This window comes from Tenacibaculum skagerrakense (assembly GCF_004345825.1).
GTDB lineage: Bacteria > Bacteroidota > Bacteroidia > Flavobacteriales > Flavobacteriaceae > Polaribacter > Polaribacter skagerrakensis.
In genome coordinates, this window is record NZ_SLXM01000001.1 from 158,114 (window position 1) to 177,643 (window position 19,530).

Here is a 19,530-nt window from a genome sequence, read left to right on the forward strand (position 1 = left end):
ATAAAATCATGATTATAAACAATAAAAACATTAAATTATCTTTGTATCATAAAACAGTAGCAGCTATGGCAACAATAGATTTAAGAAATACAGTTAGAGAATATATAAATACAGCAGATGTAAGACTTTTAAAAATGATAAAAGCGCTAGCAGAAAGCTATCAAAGTGACGAGCAAGAATTATCTTTAACAAAGGAACAATATCAAATCATAGATAAGCGTAGAGAAGCTCATTTAAAAGGAGAAAGTAAATCTTTTACATGGGAACAAGTAAAACAAAATGCACGAAACGCTGCTCAATAGATGAAGTATACTTTAGAGGTTAAAGAAGAAGCTAACATAGAAATTATGGAAGCTTATCTTTATTATACAGAAAAAAGAGTAGGTTTAGGAGAAGAATTTTTAGAACACCTAGAACTTTACTTTGATAGAATTACTTCCAATCCAAAACACTTTCCTAAGAAGAGAAAACCGTATCGAGAAGCTTTTATAAAACGTTTTCCATTTTTGATTATCTATGAAATTTCAAAGAGAACAATAATTGTTTACTCTGTGTTTAATACTTGGCAAAACCCAGATAAGAAAAAGAGATAATAGAAAGAGAAGTTAATAATAACCAAGTGTTCTTCGCTGTCGCTTAGGGGTTAATGTTTTTTACTTCCGTTTACACTCTAGTAAAAACGGTTATAAGGTGTTCACTTCACGCCAACTATGTTTTGGTTTTTAAAGTTTTAAAAACTCAAAACTCCCCACTTCTGTTCCGTTCACTCGCAACTACTCTTCTTTTTTAGTGTCACTATTTTTAGCCAAAAATATCGCCACAAAAAAATAACCGTTGCTTCATTAAGGCTCGCCGCTTTTGCCTCACTCTACTGCGGTTTTTAAAGGAATTTATTATTGATTAGAAATTAGATTTTAAAAACCTTGTGGCACACAAATCGCAATGCGTTGCTTGCTGTTATTTGTCTGTCAAGTTCGGCGCTCGCTGTAGCTTCGCCTTGGTTTTGCGTTGCACGCAGCTTGGCTGTAGGCACCATAACCTTTTACAAATCTGAACGGATAACAAGTCATTTTAAAACCTTGGAATTATCCGCCGCATAAATCCAAGCAAAACACCAAGTTTTTAAAACGTTTTACATCATAACTTAAAAGTGGCTGGGGAAGCTGTGGATTTAAGTTATGATTTAAAATGACTTGTTTTAAGTTACTCAAAACATAACTTGCTGAAATCAATTACGAAGTAATGCAAACACTTACCGAGTGCGCTGGCTGAAGCCGGCTATTTAATCATAATGGCGTTATAGTACAGAAATCAAAATGAATGCTAGTATAACAGACCGTTATGTTAATATAGCTTTGGAGATATCCCGTGTAATTTTTTTATCTTAGCAACAGGAAAAGAATAAATGCTATGGGACGTTCAAAATTTTTTGTTGTAGAGAAGTAACCGCTGAAAAAGAGGGTATGCGTTAAAAAAAAACACATTAATTACTATCCATTTGGAATGCGTCACAAAGGTTATAATGACGTGGTTTCTAGCCTTGGAAACTCTACTGCGCAAAAGTTAGGATACAATGGTAAAGAATTAAATGAAGAGCTTGGATTAAATTGGAATGACTTCGGGTGGAGAAACTATGATGCTTCTTTAGGTAGATGGATGAATATTGATCCTTTTGCTGAAAAGTATTATCCAGTATCTCCATATAATTATGTCGCAAACTCACCTATAGTTGCTACAGACCCAGATGGAAGAGATATTAGAATTACATCAACTGTAGATGATGATGGTAATGTTTCTATAAATATTACATTAACAGGAAAAGTTATAGATTTATCTTCTGGTAATGGTTTTGATGCTAAAACGTATGCTTATAATCTTCAGAATAGATTAAGTAAAGTCTTTTCAGGGACACACAAAAATGCTGATGGTACTTCGGTCAGTGTAAATTTCAATGCTAAAATTACGGTTGCTGAATCTGAAGATGATATAGGAGAAGATGATCATGTCTTTGGTATTGTTGATAATTTAGATAAGCTTGATTCAGAAGATGCAGACACTCCAAATAATGTTTTTGGAAGAGCTAGACTAGATGGTAATATTGCTTTGATAGAAAAATCGTATGCCAATAAAACTAATACAAGTGAACATGAAACTGGTCATCTATTAGGTTTAAGCCACACGGATAATACATTAATGGATCCAATTGTGGGAGGTAATAAAAAGTTAACTAAAGAAGAGAGACAAGAAATATTTAATAGATATATGCACACAAGAAATGGTCATTATAGAAATACAAATAGAGATGACTTAGGTTCTGGTGATAGTAAAGACGATTTTGATAATGCTCTTTATGATTGGAAAACCAAATATAACCGTAAAAAAAGATATAAATAATGAAGACAGTTTTTTATTTAATTATTATGATCCCATTTCTTTCATGTACTTCTATTGATAAAAGTATTGAAGGTAAATGGATGATTAAAAATATTGAAATAACTAGTTTTAGTTTACCAGAAGGATGTGAGAAAATTTCAGTTGGTGATAAGTTAAATTTTGATAATGGTAATATGGAAATATTAACTGATGGATATAAATGCTCAACATTTAAATATATTTTAAGAGATCAAAATTTAGAATTATTAATTTCTGATATGAGTATATCTATGAAAGTGATTTCATTAAATAGTAATGAGTTAAAAATTAGATCTAAATCCCTTCCTAAAGAAATGATGATTAACTGGAAAGAAGAATATTTAAAATATATACAAGAAGGTTTCTTAATTACCTTGAAGAGAAGGTAAATTTTTAAAAGTATTAAGAATAATTATAAAAACAGTAGTTAGTTAAAAAACTATCTACTGTTTTTAAGTTCATTGAAATAGCTTTTTAAATTATAGAAAAGGATTAAAAATATTTAAAAGCGTAAAAAATTGTAGGTAGCTGATACCCCCAGCTGGCGCGGGTATTAGAAAGTAATGGCTAGCGCAAGAATCTTTCTTGTGCCGTTTACGAGTAAGTAATTAGAAATTTAATATTATATATAACCACGTTATTTGTTTAGATAGCGTGGTTTTTTGGTTTTATAAAGAATTTATTTTAGAAGCCCCCCGCTCCCGCTAGTTTGTAACTAGTGGCGAATATGAGTAAGCAACTAAGAGTTTTAAATACAGCCACGTTATTTTTGGTAATGGGTCAGATTGGTAATGGGTCAAAATGGAGCTTTTGATTTTTGATAAGAAATAAATATTGATAATCAGTTGATTATATAAATTATTCCCCCGCTCCCGCTAGTTTGTAACTAGTGGCGAATATGAGTAAGTAATTAGAAATATACTATTATATATAACCACGTTATTTGTTTAGATAGCGTGGTTTTTTTATTTTAGTTTTGCTATGAGTAGAAATTATAAATTTCATAATAAACAAGGATTATACTTTGTTAGTTTTGCAACTGTATATTGGATAGATGTATTTACACGTCAAAATTATTTTGATATACTAGTTGATAGTATAGAATATTGTAAAGAAGAAGAAGGTTTACAATTGTTTGTATACTGTATTATGCCAAATCATATCCATTTTATTTTTCGTTCTTCCGAAGGAAAACCATCAGAATTATTAAGAGATTTTAAAAAGCACACTTCAAAAAAACTGATACAAGGCATAATAGATAATCCACAAGAAAGTAGAAAAGTATGGTTATTATGGATGTTCAAACGTGCTGGAAGCAAACAATCAAATATTCGAAACTATCAATTTTGGCAGCATCATAATAAACCTATAGAACTTTGGAGTAATAAAATCATTAAACAAAAGATAAATTATATTCATTTAAACCCAGTTGTAAGCGGTTTTGTTAGCAATCCAATAGATTGGAAATATTCAAGTGCTAGAAATTTTAGTGGAGATCATTCAATATTAAGAACTGATGATTTGGGTTTTGCGATATCAATATAAATAAGATTAATAATTACCACCAGTTACAAACTGGCGGGAGCGGGGGGCATTAGATGCGTTTAACAAAGTACAAGGAACAAACTATAAAATAGAAGATGTTAGATGTTTTGAAAAAACTAATTAGTAACTTATTGATAATTTTCTTTATTACATCTTGTAATAATAAAAACTCAAACAATTCTTTAAATAAAATCAATTTTGAGTACAAGGATAAAGAGGTAATATCTGTAACTGATTATGACTTTTTGTTAGATAAAGATACAGAGAATATTTATTTATTTATTAATGATTCGATTCATTTAAGTATTTTAAAAACGAAGAATGATTTATCTAGTTTTTACTTAAATACCAAAGATAGTGTTTATAAAGGTTTTATTGAATCTCAATTTTCAAAAAAAGAAGTAAAGAATCAATTTGCATTATTGACAGAAATAACTTTAGGAAAACCTGTTATTATTAGATACAGAGATAAAGATGTTTTTATGATAGGTAGCGTTGATAGGTTGAAATATTTCATTGATAATAATATTATAGAATTAAATAATAAGACGAACTAAATCCCTTGCCCCCGCTCCCGCCAGTTTCTAACTGGTAGCGAGTATGAGTAAGCAAAACATGCTATATTAAAACCCCAGCTGGCGCGAGTATGTCAGAGTAACGGCTAGCGCTAGAATCTTTCTTGTGCCGTTTACGAGTAAGGAAGTAGAAATTTAATATTAAATATAACCACGTTATTTTTTAGATAGCGTGGTTTTTTGGTTTTTAAGAATAAGCTACACGAGCTTTAGCACCGCACTCTCTACTTTAAACTACGACAAAAAGGTTTTATAGAGTAAATAATAATTCAAGAAGATGTACTAAGGTGCATCTTTTTGTTTTTAGTATAAAGAGGTATTTTAGAGCTTTTAATTAGGTTTGTTATGAGTGAAAAGAAGGTATACAAATGGAGAAACTTTACTAATAATAAATTTCTGGCTCTTGTAGGTTCAGAAGAGAATAATAATGAACATAACTTAGTAGAGCAAATAGTTCCTGAGAGTCCATTTTATGAGTTCTCTAAGGTTTTTATAACTGAATACAGAAGCTTTCAAATACCTTCTAATATTGAATCTAAATTAGATGAATTACTAGACATCTACAATTTATCTGACATAAAGCAAATTCTTCTCGTAACTGGGGTTAGCTTACAAAAGAAATATTCAGATTATTTTTATGTTGAGAAAGATGATTTGTTGAATGATTTTGATGTTCAATATAAAGAACTTCAAGAGTTGCTTGTAGTATTAAAGGATTATCTTTTTGCTAATACCTATAATTCGAATAACTCCCCGCTAGTTCTCGAATGTCAAAGTAACGGCTAGCGCAAGAATTTTTCTTGTGCCGTTTACAAGTAAGTAAATAGAGTTTAATTTATACATAACCACGTTATTTTAAAAGATAGCGTGGTTTTTTATTTTAGTATTGCTATCAGTAAAAACTATAAACTGACCAACAGCCTTTTGTTTATAACTACTGGTGTTTACAACTAATAGCGTAATTTTCAGCCTCTTTTAACAAGCAATTTTTCTATCACTTTGCAAACAGAAAGAAGTATTCTGTTAAAGTATCGTTATAGTTCTATTAAAATATAACAACCAAAAGGATTAATCACTAATGTTGCCTAAATTTTCAGGTATTAGTGAAAAGAAAAATGAATATACATACCTCTTTATTTAAAAATGTTTCTAAGCTGGTTAGCGTTCTTTTAGTTGTAACTTCTATTGTAGTACCTAATAAACTGTATTCTCAACCTGAAGAGGATTTTAAAAAGGCTCAATTCGTAATTAATCAGTTATTTAAAAACAAAAAGCCTAGTTCGTATATCTTATTATCAACGGAAAATAAAGAATACTTAATTGTAGAGAAAAAGGAAAATACGTATGTAGAGCATTTTATTATTGTAGATAAAAACAATAAGATTACTAAAGTAGTAAACAATCAAGAAAACTATGATGCTACTGTTTTAAACAGGGCTTTTAATAAAAGTAATTATCACCAAGAGTATATTGATTGGAAGGAAACCTATGCTCCTGTACGGAATGCTTTTTCTGGTGGAAAACCAGTGTATTTTTATTATCGAAGTAATGATGGTAACGTATATGGAGAAACTAGTTTAACAAGCATAGTTCACCCAAATCCAATAGATGTATCCGTATATGGATACCTGTTAAACAAGCTAACAGAAAACATTAATTAAAAAGATTATAAATAGTAACAAAGTTAAAGATGAGGTTTTCTCATCTTTTATTTTTTTGAGCAGAGTCGTATTTTTACCATTGTGAAGTATGCAATAATTGACATAGAAACTGATGGCGGTGTAAAAATTACGGAAATAAGTATTTTTATTTTTGATGGAGAACAAGTCGTAGATGAGTTTACGACACTTATAAATCCAGGTACTTTTATACCAACATATATTACACGACTTACCGGTATTAATAATTTCATGGTAAAAGATGCGCCACGATTTGAAGAAGCAGCGAAGCGAATTTATCAGATAACTGAAGGTTGTGTTTTTGTAGCACATAATGTTAATTTCGACTATGGAATTATTGGAAAAGAGTTCAAATCATTAGGACTTACATACCGAAGAAAAAAGTTATGTACGGTTCGTTTATCCCGAAAATTATTGCCTGGCAAAAGATCGTATAGTCTTGGGAAATTGTGTATTTCAGAAGGAATAGAAATTAAAGAAAGACACAGAGCAAGAGGAGATGCAGAAGCCACCGTTATTTTATTCAAAAAATTATTAGCGATAGATAGTGCAAACGATTTTGAAGTAATCAATTCATTTTTAAATCCGCGTTCAAGAGAAGCAACCTTACCTCCTCTTTTACCAAAACAGGTTTTTGAAAGTTTATCAGAAAAACATGGAGTCTATTATTTTTGGAATAAAGACAAAGAGGTTATTTATGTAGGAAAAGCAAACAACATAAAACAACGTGTTGTGAGTCATTTTCATAATAAAAAGAAAAGAGAAATCGAAATGTGTTTGGCCACAACCAATATAACATTTACGGAAACGGGCAGCGAATTAGTAGCGTTATTACAAGAATCAGCTGAGATTAAAAGACTATATCCGAAGTTTAATAGAGCGCAAAGAAGAACAGCAACTAATTACGGACTGTTTAGCTACAAAGACCGTAAAGGAATACTGCATTTAGCATGGAATAATGTAAAAATGATAAGTCAACCTTTAATGAATTTTTATTCTGTTTCACAAGCCAGAAGTTTCTTAGAATATGTATGCAAAGAGTTTGAACTGTGCCCAAAGTATTGCCATTTACAAACCAATGTTAGTAGTTGTTTTCATTATCAAATAAAACAATGTAAAGGAGTTTGTAGAGAAGAAGAAGCAGTAGAAGAATACAACAAAAGAGTATATAAAGCCATTGCTTCTATTTCTTTTGAGACAGATAATTTCGTGATTAAAGAACAAGGAAAATCATTACATGAAGAAAGTTTTGCTTTGGTACTTAATGGAGCTTATGAAGGATACGGGTACATAAAAAAAAGTACTACATCATATTCAAAAGAAGAATATTTAGAGCATCTTACTCCGCAAAAAGACAACCAAGACATTCGTCGGATTTTAAACTCTCATTTGAGAAAGAATCCAGATTCATTAGTACATTTGTGATAAAAAACTCTAATGAAATATTTCCTATTTAGTTTTTTGTTTATTTGTATTAACTCGTTGTTTTCTCAATCCGAAACCAGTACTAATTGTATTTCAGATTTTGACACTTTCTTTAAAGAGTTTTCTAAAAATGAAGAGTTTCAAAAAAGCACTATTAAATACCCATTAAAACTCACATACATTTCTGATTTAGAAACTAATAAAATTGAAACTAAAATTTACCATAATTCAAAAGAGTGGGAATTTATCAATTTTAGTCAAGATCAAAAAGCAAAAAACAGAGAATATGATCAGTATACAGTAAGCGTGGAAACTTACGATCAAAAAGCATTTTATAAATTAAAAGGTATTGATAATGGTATATTGGTTATATATCAATTCGAACAAATAGATGATTGTTGGTATTTGACTTTAATAAAAGATGAGTCAGCTTAATTAAGTAGCCTTCCCTAAAGTAAAAGAAAATTCAGAGCCTTCACCAAAAGTACTTTTTAGTAAAATAGTTTCATTGTGAGCTTCAATAATGTGCTTTACAATAGACAATCCTAAACCAGAACCTCCTTGTTCTCTGGATCTACTTTGATCAACTCTATAAAAACGTTCGAATAACCTAGGAATATGTTCTTGTTTAATTCCTTCTCCGTTATCTCTAATTTTTATCACAAACTTATTCTCATTGTAAGATTCAACTGAAGCAGTTGTTACACCTCCAGCTTTTCCGTATTTTATAGAGTTAACAACTAAATTAATAAGCACTTGCTCTATACGCTCAATATCACCTTTTACAAAAATTGGAAACTCATACAACTTATCAAAAACCAGTTTAATATTCTTTTTCTTAGCTTTCATTTCAAACAAATCAAAAACAGTTTGAATCAATTCTAGAATATTAAAAGGCTCTATTTTCATTTTCATTCCATCAGTTTCTAATTTGGCAATCATATCCAAATCTTTAACAATAGAGGTCAAACGTTCTACACCTTTGTTTGCACGTTCTAAATATTTATCACGAATAACTTTGTCTTCGGCAGCTCCTTCAATTAAGGTTAAAATATATCCTTGAACCGTAAAAAGAGGTGTTTTTAGTTCATGAGCAACATTTCCTAAAAAATCTCTACGAAACGAATCTCTCTCGGTTAAATTGGCAATTTCTTCTTTTTTATCCTCAACATAATCTTGCACTGTTTTAGTGAAAGATTCGATATCGGTAGTAACTTTATCTCGTTTTAAATCTTCTACATCAAGAATAGAAATGTCTTTGTAAAGTTTTTTTACTCGTTGATAAATAAAGTGTTCTGCTCTGTATTGAATTACAAAGAATGAAATTACAAAAAGAATAATTCCAAAGATAATCACAGAAACCAATCCTAATGATTGGAAGAAATATAGGTATGAAAAAACAGCAATTGCTACAGATAGAATTGTTAAGTATAGTGCAGATATAAATGCGTAATTATATGTTTTTTTTAGTTTTTTCATAAAAAGCAAGAATGCCCTAAAGGGCAAACTAATATTGTATTGTAGTTAAAAATTAAAGTAAGAAAAAAGTTATTTCTCAGAGTCAAGAACAAACTTATATCCTACACCTTTTACTGTTTTAAAATAATGATCACCTATTTTTTCTCTAAGTTTTCTAATGTGAACATCAATAGTTCTTCCTCCAACAACAACTTCGTTACCCCAAACACTATCTAAAATAGTTTCCCTTTTGAAAACTTTACCTGGTTTTGAAGTTAGTAAAGAAAATAATTCAAACTCTTTTCTAGGTAAAGTAATTTTTTCATCTCCTTTAAATACTACGTACTCTTCTCTATTAATAAGAATATCACCAATTTTCGTGGTTACTTCCGAGACAGTATCCGTTTTTAAACGTCTTAAAAGCGATTTAATTTTACTTACTAAAACTTTAGGTTTTATAGGTTTTGTAATATAATCATCTGCTCCAGCATCAAAGCCAGCAACCTGAGAATAATCTTCACCTCTAGCAGTTAGGAAAGAAATTAGTACATTTTCTAGAGGCTTAATGTTTCTTATTTTTTCACAAGCTTCGATACCATCCATTTCTGGCATCATTATATCTAACAAGATTAAATGAGGAGTTATCTTACGTGCTATTTTTACACCTTCGGCTCCGTTAGTTGCTGTAAAAACCTGATAACCTTCTGATCTAAGGTTGTAGCCAACAATCTCTAAAATATCGGGTTCATCATCAACTAATAAAATCTTAATGTCGTTAGTATTCATACGTTTAAATTTGATTTAAAATCAACCCAAAAGTAACGATTTAATAACAAAAACAGTTAAAGGCATTTTAACTTAATGTTGATTTAATATTAATAATAATTTTTTAAACATTAGTAAAAATGAGATACTTAACATTAAATTAATCCATAAAAAGTTAGTTTAAGTCTGATAATTCCCTAATTTTGAGAGCTTTTTTTAAATTAAATGAAAATATGAGAAAAAATTACTTTTTAAGCTTAATATTAGTGTTTGCCGCAAATATAGTGTTTGCTCAAACCACCCTTTTTCAAGAATCTTTTGAAACAGGTAACAGTGGTGTTCCATCATCTACATGTAATGATGGGGGTGGGGATTTCTTCACTCGTACAGATGGTAGTGACATTAGTTCTTCTTACGTTGTTACAGGTCAGGACGGAAACTTTTTCTTTGCTGCAATGGATACAGACGCTGAAGTTGATTGTGGTAACTCTAAGCTACAAACTTTAGTGTTTAACGATATTAATATTTCTGGTGCAACTAGCTTAAACTTTGCAATTTTATTAGCTGAGGATGATGATGCTGCAAATCAAGATTGGGATGATGATACTAGTTTTATAGTTAAATATGATATTGACAATTCAGGTACTTTTACTGAGTTATTAAGAGTAGATAATGAAGGAGCTGGGACAAATACAGAGCCTAAAATTGATGGTGTTGCATTAACTAATGTATTTACTGAGTTTACTAAACAAATTTCTGCTACAGGTTCTGAAATAGATTTATTGATTGAGTTTAACAATTTAGATGCGGGTGATGAGGATATAGCTATTGATAATATTAGATTAGTAGACGGTGCTATAACATCTCCTCCAACATTGGCAATCTCGTCTCCATCCGACAATACTACTTTTTCTCCAGAAACAACAAATGTCGATGTAGTTATTTCAGTTAATAATTTTAACGTTGCTGCAGGAGGTGCTGGAGATGGATATATTAAATATACCGTAAATTCAGATCCTGCTGTAGATAAATTTGATACTAATGATATTGCTTTATCTTCATTAACCGCAGGAAATTATGCCGTTACAGTAGAATTAGTAGATAATTCAGGAACATCATTAGCTCCAGCTATTACTGCAACAGTTAATTTTACTATCTCCTCTTATACTCAAGTTGCAAATTTAGCGGCTTTAAGAGCAGGAACAGAAGGAGAGTACTATGAAGTTACAGGTGAAGTTGTATTAACTTATGCAAGAAGCTCTAGAAATCAAAAATATATTCAAGATGCTTCTGCTGGAATATTAATTGATGATAATTCAGGAACAATAACTACTTCATATAATACGTATGACGGTATTTCGGGAATAAAAGGTAGATTAGGCTCTTTTGGAGGGGTTTTACAATTTGTACCAAGTTCAGACCCAGGTGCAGCATCTTCAACGGGTAACACTATAACACCTGAGGTAGTTACTTTAGCTGATTTCGAAGCGAATGCCGTAAATTATGAATCAGAATTAATTACCATTCAAAATGTAACATTTACCGATGCTGGAGCTACTTTTGCTTCGGGAACTAGTTATGAAATTATGAGTGGAGGTACCACATCTACCTTTAGAACTAATTTTTCTGAAGCTGATTACATAGGAACAACAATTCCATCAGGTACTGTTGATATTACTGCTTTAGGTGCTAGTTTTACTAATTCTAGTGGGACAACAAATCAAATAGTTGCTATTGATTTATCAGGAATTGTGTTAGGACTAAAGGATAATGACATCGAAGGTTTTGCGGTGTATCCAAATCCAGTAGAAGGAAAAACATTTAAAATTACAACAGCTTCATTTACTACTAAAACGGTACAGATTTTTAATGTATTAGGTAAAAAAGTATACACAACTGAAGTTAATGGTGTAAACAACGATATCAATGTTGCTTCTTTAAACGCAGGGATTTATATTTTAAAAGTTGTTGAAGAAGGAAAAACTGCTTCTAAAAAGTTAATTATCAAGTAATTTTTATTATATAATTGTATATCAAAAAAGAGTCTTTACTTTACAAAGACTCTTTTTTATTTTTATAGTATGAATAAAACTAAAAAGAGATTATCCATATTTTTATTGTTCTTTTTTATGATGATTACCAATTGTTTTGGTCAATCTAATTATGCAAAATTTAAAAAATTGTCTACACCTAAAAAATGGTGGGTTGCTTTACATCCATTTAAAGCCAAAAAGGCATATCTAATTTCCATAGAGGTAAATAGAATTAGTGATAGTATTAAAAAAACAAAACTGTTAGATGGAGATCATGCTGGTGGTCAGGTTGACGCTTTCCGTCACGCGTATTGGATGGCACGGTTAAAGGAAGAAATAGGAGCGTCGGCAGCAAGATCTTTAGGAAAGGCTCATGAGAAAGAGAATTACTTGATGTATAAAAAAAGAAAACTCGAAGAAGGTTTGGTTCCTGATGAAATTTCTTCTGAAATGGATTTATTTAATAATGAAGTAGGACTTTCACTTACAAGCAAAGGAAATAAAACACCAAGGGAAGGGTTAATTTATAGAGTTATTAATGCTATTCTAGCAGGAGAAATGAAAGTGATTAAAAAGGATGAAAAAGGAAGTTTTTTAACATGTGATGGAAATAAAATAACTGCTGAGTCTTTAAAAGGAAAATGGAAAAACAATAAATGTTTAGTACCATCAAATTATAAAAAACCTTAATGATATTTTACTTTTCTAAGTACTCGAATAACCTCTTTGTATTTTATATAAGTTGTTTTGTCTTTTAAGTTTCGGATGTAATTTTTTGCTTTTTCTAATTGCTCTTTTGCATCTAAATATCCATTTAAATAAGAAATTAAATAGTTGTTAGGAAGCCTAGCAACATCTTCATGTTCGATAACAGACAATGGAATGTTTTTATCAATTTTTGAAACAATTTCATTACTACTTTCATAGATATGATTAATGATAGTAGCATCAAAAGTTGGTGGTTCAAATAAGAACTCTTTAACAATATCTAATTTACCGTTGTTTTTAAAATGAATAATTGTTTTTTCTAAAGGATATCTTGTTTCATTTTTTTCAAGTCCAAGTAAAATATATTCAACAATAATGAATGATTGTTCATTAATTTTTATCTGAACTTCATCTAACGCAGAATAAAAAAGTTGTACTTGCTCATTTATGAGTTCAATATTTACTCTTGAATAGTATTCTTCATTATTATCAATGATTTTTTTTCCAGCCCAACACAGTACAAATTGTTCTTTAAAAACTTTGTATTGCGGATTGTATTCTTCTTTGTGTTTGTTGATAAAATCGAAAACACCATCAAGTGTAAGTTGTATATTATTACTGGCATTTTTTTCAATAGCTTCAACTACATTACGATTTGTATTTCTTAACTCAAAGTTTTCATTTACAGGAACCGAATTACTTCCTCTTCTATAAAATGTTGTTCCTTTAGGATATTTCCATGCCGTTTTAGCTAAACTAGAGGTTTTTTGATTTGGCAAAATAGTTACTAAACCAACTACTTTATATCTTGGTAAACCTGGAAAAGGAATGTTTTCATATTGAATTTTCGGAGGATGTACTAGGTAGGCATTTACTAAATTCTGAATCTTGCTATCATCAAAAAAATCAACACCCATTATTTCGTTATCCTCATCCCTAATTCCAATTAAAATGTAGGAATTATTTTCAGGATTCGAATTGGATAATGCACAAACATGCTTTATAAATTTTGCTTTTCCTTCTTTAGAGTTTAATGATAGTTTTTGCTTCTTATCATAAAAACTATTTTCATCGTTATGAGAAAGAAGATTTTTAATAAGTAAGCGTTTGTTAACCATTTTAAGCTACTTTATGTCCCCTGCTTGCTTCATAAAGAATAAACCAATCTTGTAAATCTAGTTTAATTTCTATAGCAGCATTAGCAATTTTTATACGTTCTATAGTTGAGGTTCCAACCACAGGAATCACATTGGCAGGATGTTTTAAAATCCAAGCTAATAAAAGTTGATCTTCTGTAGCATTATATTTTTCTAGCATTGGTTGAAGAGCTTCTTTTATTCTAGAGGCTTGTTCTGTTTCAAGTGAAAAGAATCCTCCAAGTGGACTCCAACTCATAGCTTTAATATCATTTTTCAAAACATAATCTAAAGTACCATTGTCAATTGCCGTATTTTGAACCAGAGAAAATTCAAATTGATTACAGGTAATTGAAATCTCCTTTTGAATTAATTCCATTTGGCTTGGCAAAAAATTAGAAACACCAAAATCAATTATTTTGCCTTGTTCTTGTAATTGAACAATAGCTTCAGATATTTCATAAGGATGCATTAACGGACTAGGCCTGTGAAGTAGTAATACATCTAAATAATCTGTATGTAAATTTTTTAGTGATTGTTCAACACTCCAAATAATATATTCTTTCGAATAGTCGTAATGTTTAATTCGATTATCTCTATTTTCAGTTTTATATTGAATTCCACATTTAGAAATTAGTTGAATTTGCTCACGTTCAATTCCGGTTTTAGAAAAAGCTTTACCAAAAGCAGCTTCCGTAGTATAACCACCATAAATATCTGCATGATCGAAAGTCGTATTTCCTTGGTCTATACATGAGTGAATTAGCTCATCCATTTCTTTGGTAGAAAAGTCTTTTCCCCAAATTCCCCAAGACATACAACCAATAATAATATCTGAAAGTTTAGTCTTCATTTTTATTAAGTAAAGTAGCACTTGCTTGTGCTGTAGGATAAACAATTAAATCTTCAATATTTACATGATAAGGTCTTGTTACTACAAAATGAATAATATCTGCAATATCTTCAGGTTGTAAAGCTTTATAACCTTGATATACTTTTTTCGCTCTGTCTGTATCACCTTTAAAACGAACATCAGAAAACTCAGTTTCTACTAATCCTGGATGTATAGCACTAACGCGAATGTTGTATTGATTTAAATCTAAACGCATTCCCTTGTTTAAAGCATTTACAGCAAACTTTGAAGCGCAATACACATTTCCATTCGCATATACTTCTTTTCCTGCAATAGAACCGATATTTATAATAAATCCACTATTATTTTCAATCATATTAGGAATAATTGCTTTTGAAACATATAATAAACCTTTAACATTCCCGTCTATCATAGTGTCCCAGTCGTCAATATTCCCATCTTGGATAGTTGACAATCCATGAGCATTTCCAGCATTGTTGATAAGGATATCAATATTTTTAAAATCTTTTGGTAAGTTTTCAATAGCTGAAAAAACCTGTTCTTTAAAACGAACATCAAATAGCAAAGTATGCACTTCTGTAAGTTTCGAAAGCTCGTTTTTGATTTCTTGAAGCTTCTCTTCTCTACGACCGCATAAGACTAGTCGTATATTATTTTGAGCAAACAAATATGCCGTAGCTTTCCCTATTCCAGAGGTAGCTCCCGTAATAAAAGCAGTTAAAGACATGTGTAATTTTAGTTTTTTATAAAGGTATACTTTTTATGTAAATCCTATGTTATAAAAAAAAGAAAACCGCCTTCTGATGAGGCGGTTTCTTCAATTGGTTTTATAAAAACCAACCAAAAATCAACTAACCAAACTTTATTTTAAAACTCTTCTATTTATCTTCTTTCTTTCTATTTTAGTACGTTTTCTTCCGCTATTCCTTACAGCTGGTTTTGTATTTGCATCTCCTCCTTTTAAATATTGGATAAATCCTCTTCCAGTGAAAACGTATGTTGTGTTACTATTTAAGTGAAATAACTCTATCGCTCCATCATTAATAACGCTTAATTCAAATTCTTCAGTATCTCCGCCATCATAATAAAGTGTTAAAAACTTTAGGTCATCATAATCTATAATATCATCTACTTGATAGCTACCTACATAGTCCCAATTAATTAAATCAACATTTGTGCCAAAACTATCATGAGATGAATAAAACGTTGTATTGTTTTCTGGCGTAAATTGTAAGAAATGCTCACTATCAAAAGGGTTTGCAGTTCCGTTGGCTGCACCTGTTCTTTCCCATGCTACATACTCTTGTAAGAAGTACTCAATGTTGTCATAGAATAACATATCGTAATCAAAATTACTTCTTTGGTATCCAACTAAAATATAACTAACATTTCGTTGTAAATCGTTTAATCTAATTTCATTTGCTGAAATCTGAACAACTTCAAAACTATAGTTTCCATCTAAGTTGTGTCGAGTTTCTAAAACTCCGTCGTTATAAGTTCTATAACTACCTACATGAATTCCTAATCCGTTTCCTGTATGTCCGATATCAACAATGTTATTATTTGCATATAATGCACCATTAAAAAATGATACTGTAAATGCTTTTGATAAATATGGTATTTCAGCAGTTCCTGTTGTTCTATGATAATCTACATACCATAAATCATATCCTCCTACAACTTCTTCAAGTGATACATAATTGTCTATAATTGGATCGTCATTTACAACAACACAAGAAGTGATTGAGACGGATATTATAAGTGCGAAAAGTAATTTTAATGTTTTCATATGTATCAGTTTTTATGGTTATACTAAGTACATTTCAAAATGCATGCCAAAAAAAGAAAGCCACTAAAATAGTGGCTTTGAGATATGTTTGTTAATCGGGTTATTGCATAATAATCGATTTCCCTTTTTTCACGGGACCAGTTTTAAAATATTTCGTTTTAGTTCCTTCTATATAGCTGATAACTAATTCATCATCTTTTAAGGTAAAAGGAACTTCTTTATTTTGATCTGGTGCAGCATTCCCATATTCTTTTGTTACATCGTTATGCATTTGAATATCTTTAGGAGCTGTTGAATTGTAAAAAATTGCAGAAACAACCTTTTCCTTATTTTCTGTAAAGGTTCTAGTTTTTGCTTTTTTGTTTTGGTAATAAATACTGTCAAAAGTAATATCTGTATCAGCAGTATACACAATTTTAAGTTCTGTACCTCCTGGAGAACCTGGCATTCCTCCAACTCTTGAATAAGATGTGGTAGAAACTACATTAAAAGGAGCTGTACTTTCTAATTTATAACTTGCACATTTTGTTAGTGTAATTAATAGTATGGGAAGTGATATGATTTTTAAAAATTTCATGTCGGTAGTTTTTCTAATGAGTTTTCAAGATTTATACCAAAGTACAAATTTATATGAAACCTTTTTTATAGTTTTAAATTATGAATCAATTAAGTTACTGGGAAATAAAACAGTGGTTTCAACAAGTTGATTTTACTATTGTAGGAAGTGGAATAGTAGGATTGAATTGTGCGCTAAACTTGCAAAGGAAGTATCCAAACGCTAAAGTTTTAGTTTTAGAGAAAGGAATGTTGCCTCAAGGAGCAAGTACAAAAAATGCAGGTTTTGCTTGTTTTGGAAGCCTATCGGAATTAATTGATGATTTAAAATCGCATTCTGAAGAAGAGGTTGTAAACCTTGTACAAAGAAGATGGGAAGGATTACAGTTTTTAAGTCAAAATTTAGGTGATAAGAATATAGACTTTCAACAAAACAATGGATATGAATTATTTGATGATAGTCAATTATATGAGGAATGTTTATCTCGAAAAGAGGAAATCAACAAACTGTTAGATCCAATATTTAAAAAAGATGTTTTTTCTGAAAGTGAAAATATTTTTCAGTTTGAAAACATTCAAGGAAATTATATAGTAAACAATTTTGAAGGTCAGATTGATACTGGAAAAATGATGTTTCATTTAGTAAAGAAATGTCAAGAAGTTGGTGTTTCAATATTAAATAACACAAGTGTTTTAAATTTTGAAGATGTTGAAAATGGTGTAATTGTAGAAACTAAAGATGTAACCTTTACGACCAACAAATTATTGATAGCCACTAATGGCTTTTCCAAGCAATTAATTTCAGAAGAGGTTAAACCCGCTAGGGCGCAAGTGCTAATTACAAAACCGATTAAAAACTTACATATAAAAGGGACTTTCCATTTAGATAAAGGATATTATTATTTTAGAAATATAGATAATAGAATTCTCTTTGGAGGAGGAAGAAATTTAGATTTCAAAGCCGAAGAAACTACGGAGTTTTCATTAACAGAATTAGTTCAAAATAAGCTTGAAGAATTATTAAGCACTACAATTTTACCAAATACAGATTTTGAAATTGAGCATAGATGGAGTGGAATAATGGGAGTTGGAAATCAGAAGAAAAGCATTGTAAAACCTATTTCTAACAATGTTTACTGTGGTGTTCGGTTAGGCGGAATGGGTGTAGCTATTGGAAGTTTAGTAGGGAAAGAATTAGCTGAATTGGTATGAGTGTAAAAAAACAACTTTTTGAAGAATGTAAGTTGTATGTTGAAAAGCGCGAACAGACAATTCGTGAAATTATGTCTTCACATAAAAAAGCGCTGTTCTCGGAAACGAAGAGTTCTGCTGGCGACAAACATGAAACTGGAAGAGCAATGTTGCAGTTAGAAATGGAAAAAGCAAGTCAGCAAATTACTGTAGTACAACAAATGAAAGAAGTATTACATCGAATAAATATTGAGGATTCTTCAGAGGTTGTTCGTCTAGGAAGTTTAGTGTATACCAATAAGGCAGTTTATTATTTAGCTATAAGTATGGGAGCAGTTTCAGTTGAAAACACAAATTATTTTGTGATTTCTAGTTCCTCACCAATTGGAAAATTGTTGTTAGGTAAAAAGATAAATGATGCGATTTATTTTAACGGACAGGAAATAAAAATTACTCAGATATTTTAAATGTAAGATAGATTTCTGAACCAATTGTTAATGCATTCGGGTGCGATAAGAATATAGGTTGGTTATCTATTAATGCTTCAATTAACCAATAGTTTCCTTTGAAATAGTTTTTTGTAACAATGGCTTTTATACCAGAATTATCTGTCACTTTAATTTGATGAGGGTACAGTAGTTTTTTGTCGCCATTAACTTCAATTTCATTAACATCATCAAATAGCGCTGCAACATATTTATTGGGAGGAAACTGATAAAGTTCATTTGGCTTCCCTTGTGCAAGTATTGAATGATCTTTAATCACAATTAATTGATCTGAGAAGGAAAGTGCATCGCTCCCATCATGAGTCGCAACAATACAAGCAATATTTTTATTCTTAAGATATTGAAATAACTTTCTTCTTAAGGTGTTTTTTTTAAAGTTATCAATCTGACTGAAAGGTTCATCTAGCAACAATAACTCTGGTTCTTTGGCTAAAGCTCTAGCAATGGCAACACGTTGTTGTTGTCCCCCACTCAAGGTTTTGACTTTTACTTTGGCAAACCTTTCCATTTCAATAACTTCAAGTAATTCTTGAGTTCTTTGTTTAGCTTCCTCAGGAAAAAAACGAGAAAGATGTTTTGAAATGTTTTCCGCAACAGTGGTAAAAGGCATTAGTTCAAAATTTTGAGGAACGTATTTAAAAAATTCCATTCCAGGAACTAAGTGATATTCTGGTCCTAAAATTTGATGGTTGTTCCAAAATAAAGAGCCTTCATTTACATCGAGTAAACCATAGATTATTTTTAATAAGGTAGATTTCCCGCAACCACTTTCTCCCATTACACTCAAATGCTCTCCCGCTTTTAACGAAAGACTTATATTATTAAGTGTTGGTTTGTTCTTAGTATAAGAAAAAGAAATGTCGTTTACTTGTAGCATAG

Annotated in this window: 22 protein-coding genes; 14 read left to right on the plus strand and 8 right to left on the minus strand. The window is 30.5% G+C overall.

Translation table 11 applies throughout. From position 1 onward, the window contains the following. Window positions 1-8: 8 nt before the first annotated feature. The 10 genes from EV195_RS00630 to EV195_RS00675 all read left to right on the plus strand — a co-directional run bounded on the left by EV195_RS00630 (window position 9) and on the right by EV195_RS00675 (window position 8,071). Window positions 9-302, plus strand: a complete 294-nt coding sequence (locus EV195_RS00630) for an addiction module protein (RefSeq protein ID WP_232731481.1) — start codon at window positions 9-11, stop codon at window positions 300-302. Next, window positions 303-593: a type II toxin-antitoxin system RelE/ParE family toxin gene (locus tag EV195_RS00635; RefSeq protein ID WP_132791443.1), complete on the plus strand. Its 291-nt coding sequence runs from the start codon at window positions 303-305 to the stop codon at window positions 591-593. It begins immediately after the preceding gene. Between the two features lie 889 nt (window positions 594-1,482). Beyond that, on the plus strand, window positions 1,483-2,394 hold the full coding sequence (locus EV195_RS00640) for an RHS repeat-associated core domain-containing protein (protein ID WP_262708521.1): 912 nt from the start codon (window positions 1,483-1,485) through the stop codon (window positions 2,392-2,394). Then, window positions 2,394-2,801, plus strand: coding sequence for a hypothetical protein (locus tag EV195_RS00645; protein ID WP_132791449.1), 408 nt, complete (start codon window positions 2,394-2,396; stop codon window positions 2,799-2,801). The genes EV195_RS00640 and EV195_RS00645 overlap by 1 nt, the downstream gene beginning before the upstream one ends. A 592-nt stretch (window positions 2,802-3,393) precedes the next feature. After that, a complete protein-coding gene (locus tag EV195_RS00650) occupies window positions 3,394-3,957 on the plus strand; it encodes an REP-associated tyrosine transposase (protein ID WP_132791452.1) in 564 nt (187 codons plus the stop codon). A 107-nt stretch (window positions 3,958-4,064) separates the two neighbouring features. Then, the gene (locus tag EV195_RS00655) at window positions 4,065-4,514 is read left to right on the plus strand and encodes a hypothetical protein (protein ID WP_132791455.1); all 450 of its coding nucleotides are present in this window, start codon (window positions 4,065-4,067) and stop codon (window positions 4,512-4,514) included. Between the two features lie 363 nt (window positions 4,515-4,877). Next, the gene (locus EV195_RS00660; protein WP_132791458.1) at window positions 4,878-5,318 is read left to right on the plus strand and encodes a hypothetical protein; all 441 of its coding nucleotides are present in this window, start codon (window positions 4,878-4,880) and stop codon (window positions 5,316-5,318) included. 329 nt (window positions 5,319-5,647) lie between these two features. Beyond that, complete coding sequence (locus EV195_RS00665) at window positions 5,648-6,193, plus strand: hypothetical protein (RefSeq protein ID WP_132791461.1); 546 nt, start codon at window positions 5,648-5,650, stop codon at window positions 6,191-6,193. Window positions 6,194-6,274: 81 nt separating this feature from the next. Then, window positions 6,275-7,636 (plus strand): exonuclease domain-containing protein, encoded by a 1,362-nt coding sequence (locus EV195_RS00670; protein WP_132791464.1) that lies wholly within the window; start codon window positions 6,275-6,277, stop codon window positions 7,634-7,636. 12 nt (window positions 7,637-7,648) lie between these two features. Further along, window positions 7,649-8,071: a DUF4348 domain-containing protein gene (locus EV195_RS00675; protein ID WP_132791467.1), complete on the plus strand. Its 423-nt coding sequence runs from the start codon at window positions 7,649-7,651 to the stop codon at window positions 8,069-8,071. Here EV195_RS00675 and EV195_RS00680 read toward each other — a convergent pair whose 3' ends face one another. After that, a complete protein-coding gene (locus EV195_RS00680) occupies window positions 8,072-9,115 on the minus strand; it encodes a sensor histidine kinase (RefSeq protein WP_132791470.1) in 1,044 nt (347 codons plus the stop codon). Between the two features lie 69 nt (window positions 9,116-9,184). Further along, a complete protein-coding gene (locus EV195_RS00685; protein ID WP_132791473.1) occupies window positions 9,185-9,880 on the minus strand; it encodes a response regulator transcription factor in 696 nt (231 codons plus the stop codon). A 212-nt stretch (window positions 9,881-10,092) separates the two neighbouring features. Between EV195_RS00685 and EV195_RS00690 the strand changes: the two genes are divergently transcribed. Together EV195_RS00690 and EV195_RS00695 are read left to right on the plus strand one after the other, a co-directional pair. After that, window positions 10,093-11,871, plus strand: coding sequence for a T9SS type A sorting domain-containing protein (locus tag EV195_RS00690; RefSeq protein ID WP_132791476.1), 1,779 nt, complete (start codon window positions 10,093-10,095; stop codon window positions 11,869-11,871). 69 nt (window positions 11,872-11,940) lie between these two features. Next, entirely contained in the window at window positions 11,941-12,582 is a 642-nt protein-coding gene (locus EV195_RS00695; RefSeq protein ID WP_132791479.1) for a DUF6973 domain-containing protein, read from the plus strand. Here EV195_RS00695 and EV195_RS00700 read toward each other — a convergent pair. From EV195_RS00700 to EV195_RS00720, 5 genes are all read right to left on the minus strand, one after another. Then, complete coding sequence (locus EV195_RS00700; RefSeq protein WP_132791482.1) at window positions 12,579-13,718, minus strand: ATP-binding protein; 1,140 nt, start codon at window positions 13,716-13,718, stop codon at window positions 12,579-12,581. The genes EV195_RS00695 and EV195_RS00700 overlap by 4 nt on opposite strands. Before the next feature lies 1 nt (window position 13,719). Next, window positions 13,720-14,589 carry an aldo/keto reductase gene (locus EV195_RS00705; RefSeq protein ID WP_132791485.1) on the minus strand — a complete coding sequence of 290 codons (870 nt, stop codon included), beginning with the start codon at window positions 14,587-14,589 and terminating at the stop codon, window positions 13,720-13,722. Further along, complete coding sequence (locus EV195_RS00710) at window positions 14,579-15,337, minus strand: SDR family NAD(P)-dependent oxidoreductase (RefSeq protein ID WP_132791491.1); 759 nt, start codon at window positions 15,335-15,337, stop codon at window positions 14,579-14,581. The genes EV195_RS00705 and EV195_RS00710 overlap by 11 nt, the downstream gene beginning before the upstream one ends. A 135-nt stretch (window positions 15,338-15,472) precedes the next feature. Beyond that, window positions 15,473-16,399, minus strand: coding sequence for a hypothetical protein (locus EV195_RS00715; protein WP_132791496.1), 927 nt, complete (start codon window positions 16,397-16,399; stop codon window positions 15,473-15,475). Window positions 16,400-16,499: 100 nt separating this feature from the next. Then, a complete protein-coding gene (locus EV195_RS00720; RefSeq protein WP_132791499.1) occupies window positions 16,500-16,976 on the minus strand; it encodes a hypothetical protein in 477 nt (158 codons plus the stop codon). Between the two features lie 80 nt (window positions 16,977-17,056). Here EV195_RS00720 and EV195_RS00725 point away from each other — a divergent pair, with 80 nt between their 5' ends. Further along, a complete protein-coding gene (locus tag EV195_RS00725) occupies window positions 17,057-18,166 on the plus strand; it encodes an NAD(P)/FAD-dependent oxidoreductase (protein WP_132791502.1) in 1,110 nt (369 codons plus the stop codon). After that, window positions 18,163-18,612, plus strand: coding sequence for a 3-oxoacyl-ACP synthase (locus EV195_RS00730; RefSeq protein ID WP_132791505.1), 450 nt, complete (start codon window positions 18,163-18,165; stop codon window positions 18,610-18,612). Before EV195_RS00725 ends, EV195_RS00730 begins: the two co-directional genes overlap by 4 nt. Here the strand turns inward: EV195_RS00730 and EV195_RS00735 are convergent. Beyond that, window positions 18,596-19,528, minus strand: a complete 933-nt coding sequence (locus EV195_RS00735; RefSeq protein ID WP_132791508.1) for an ABC transporter ATP-binding protein — start codon at window positions 19,526-19,528, stop codon at window positions 18,596-18,598. The genes EV195_RS00730 and EV195_RS00735 overlap by 17 nt on opposite strands. Window positions 19,529-19,530 lie beyond the last annotated feature (2 nt).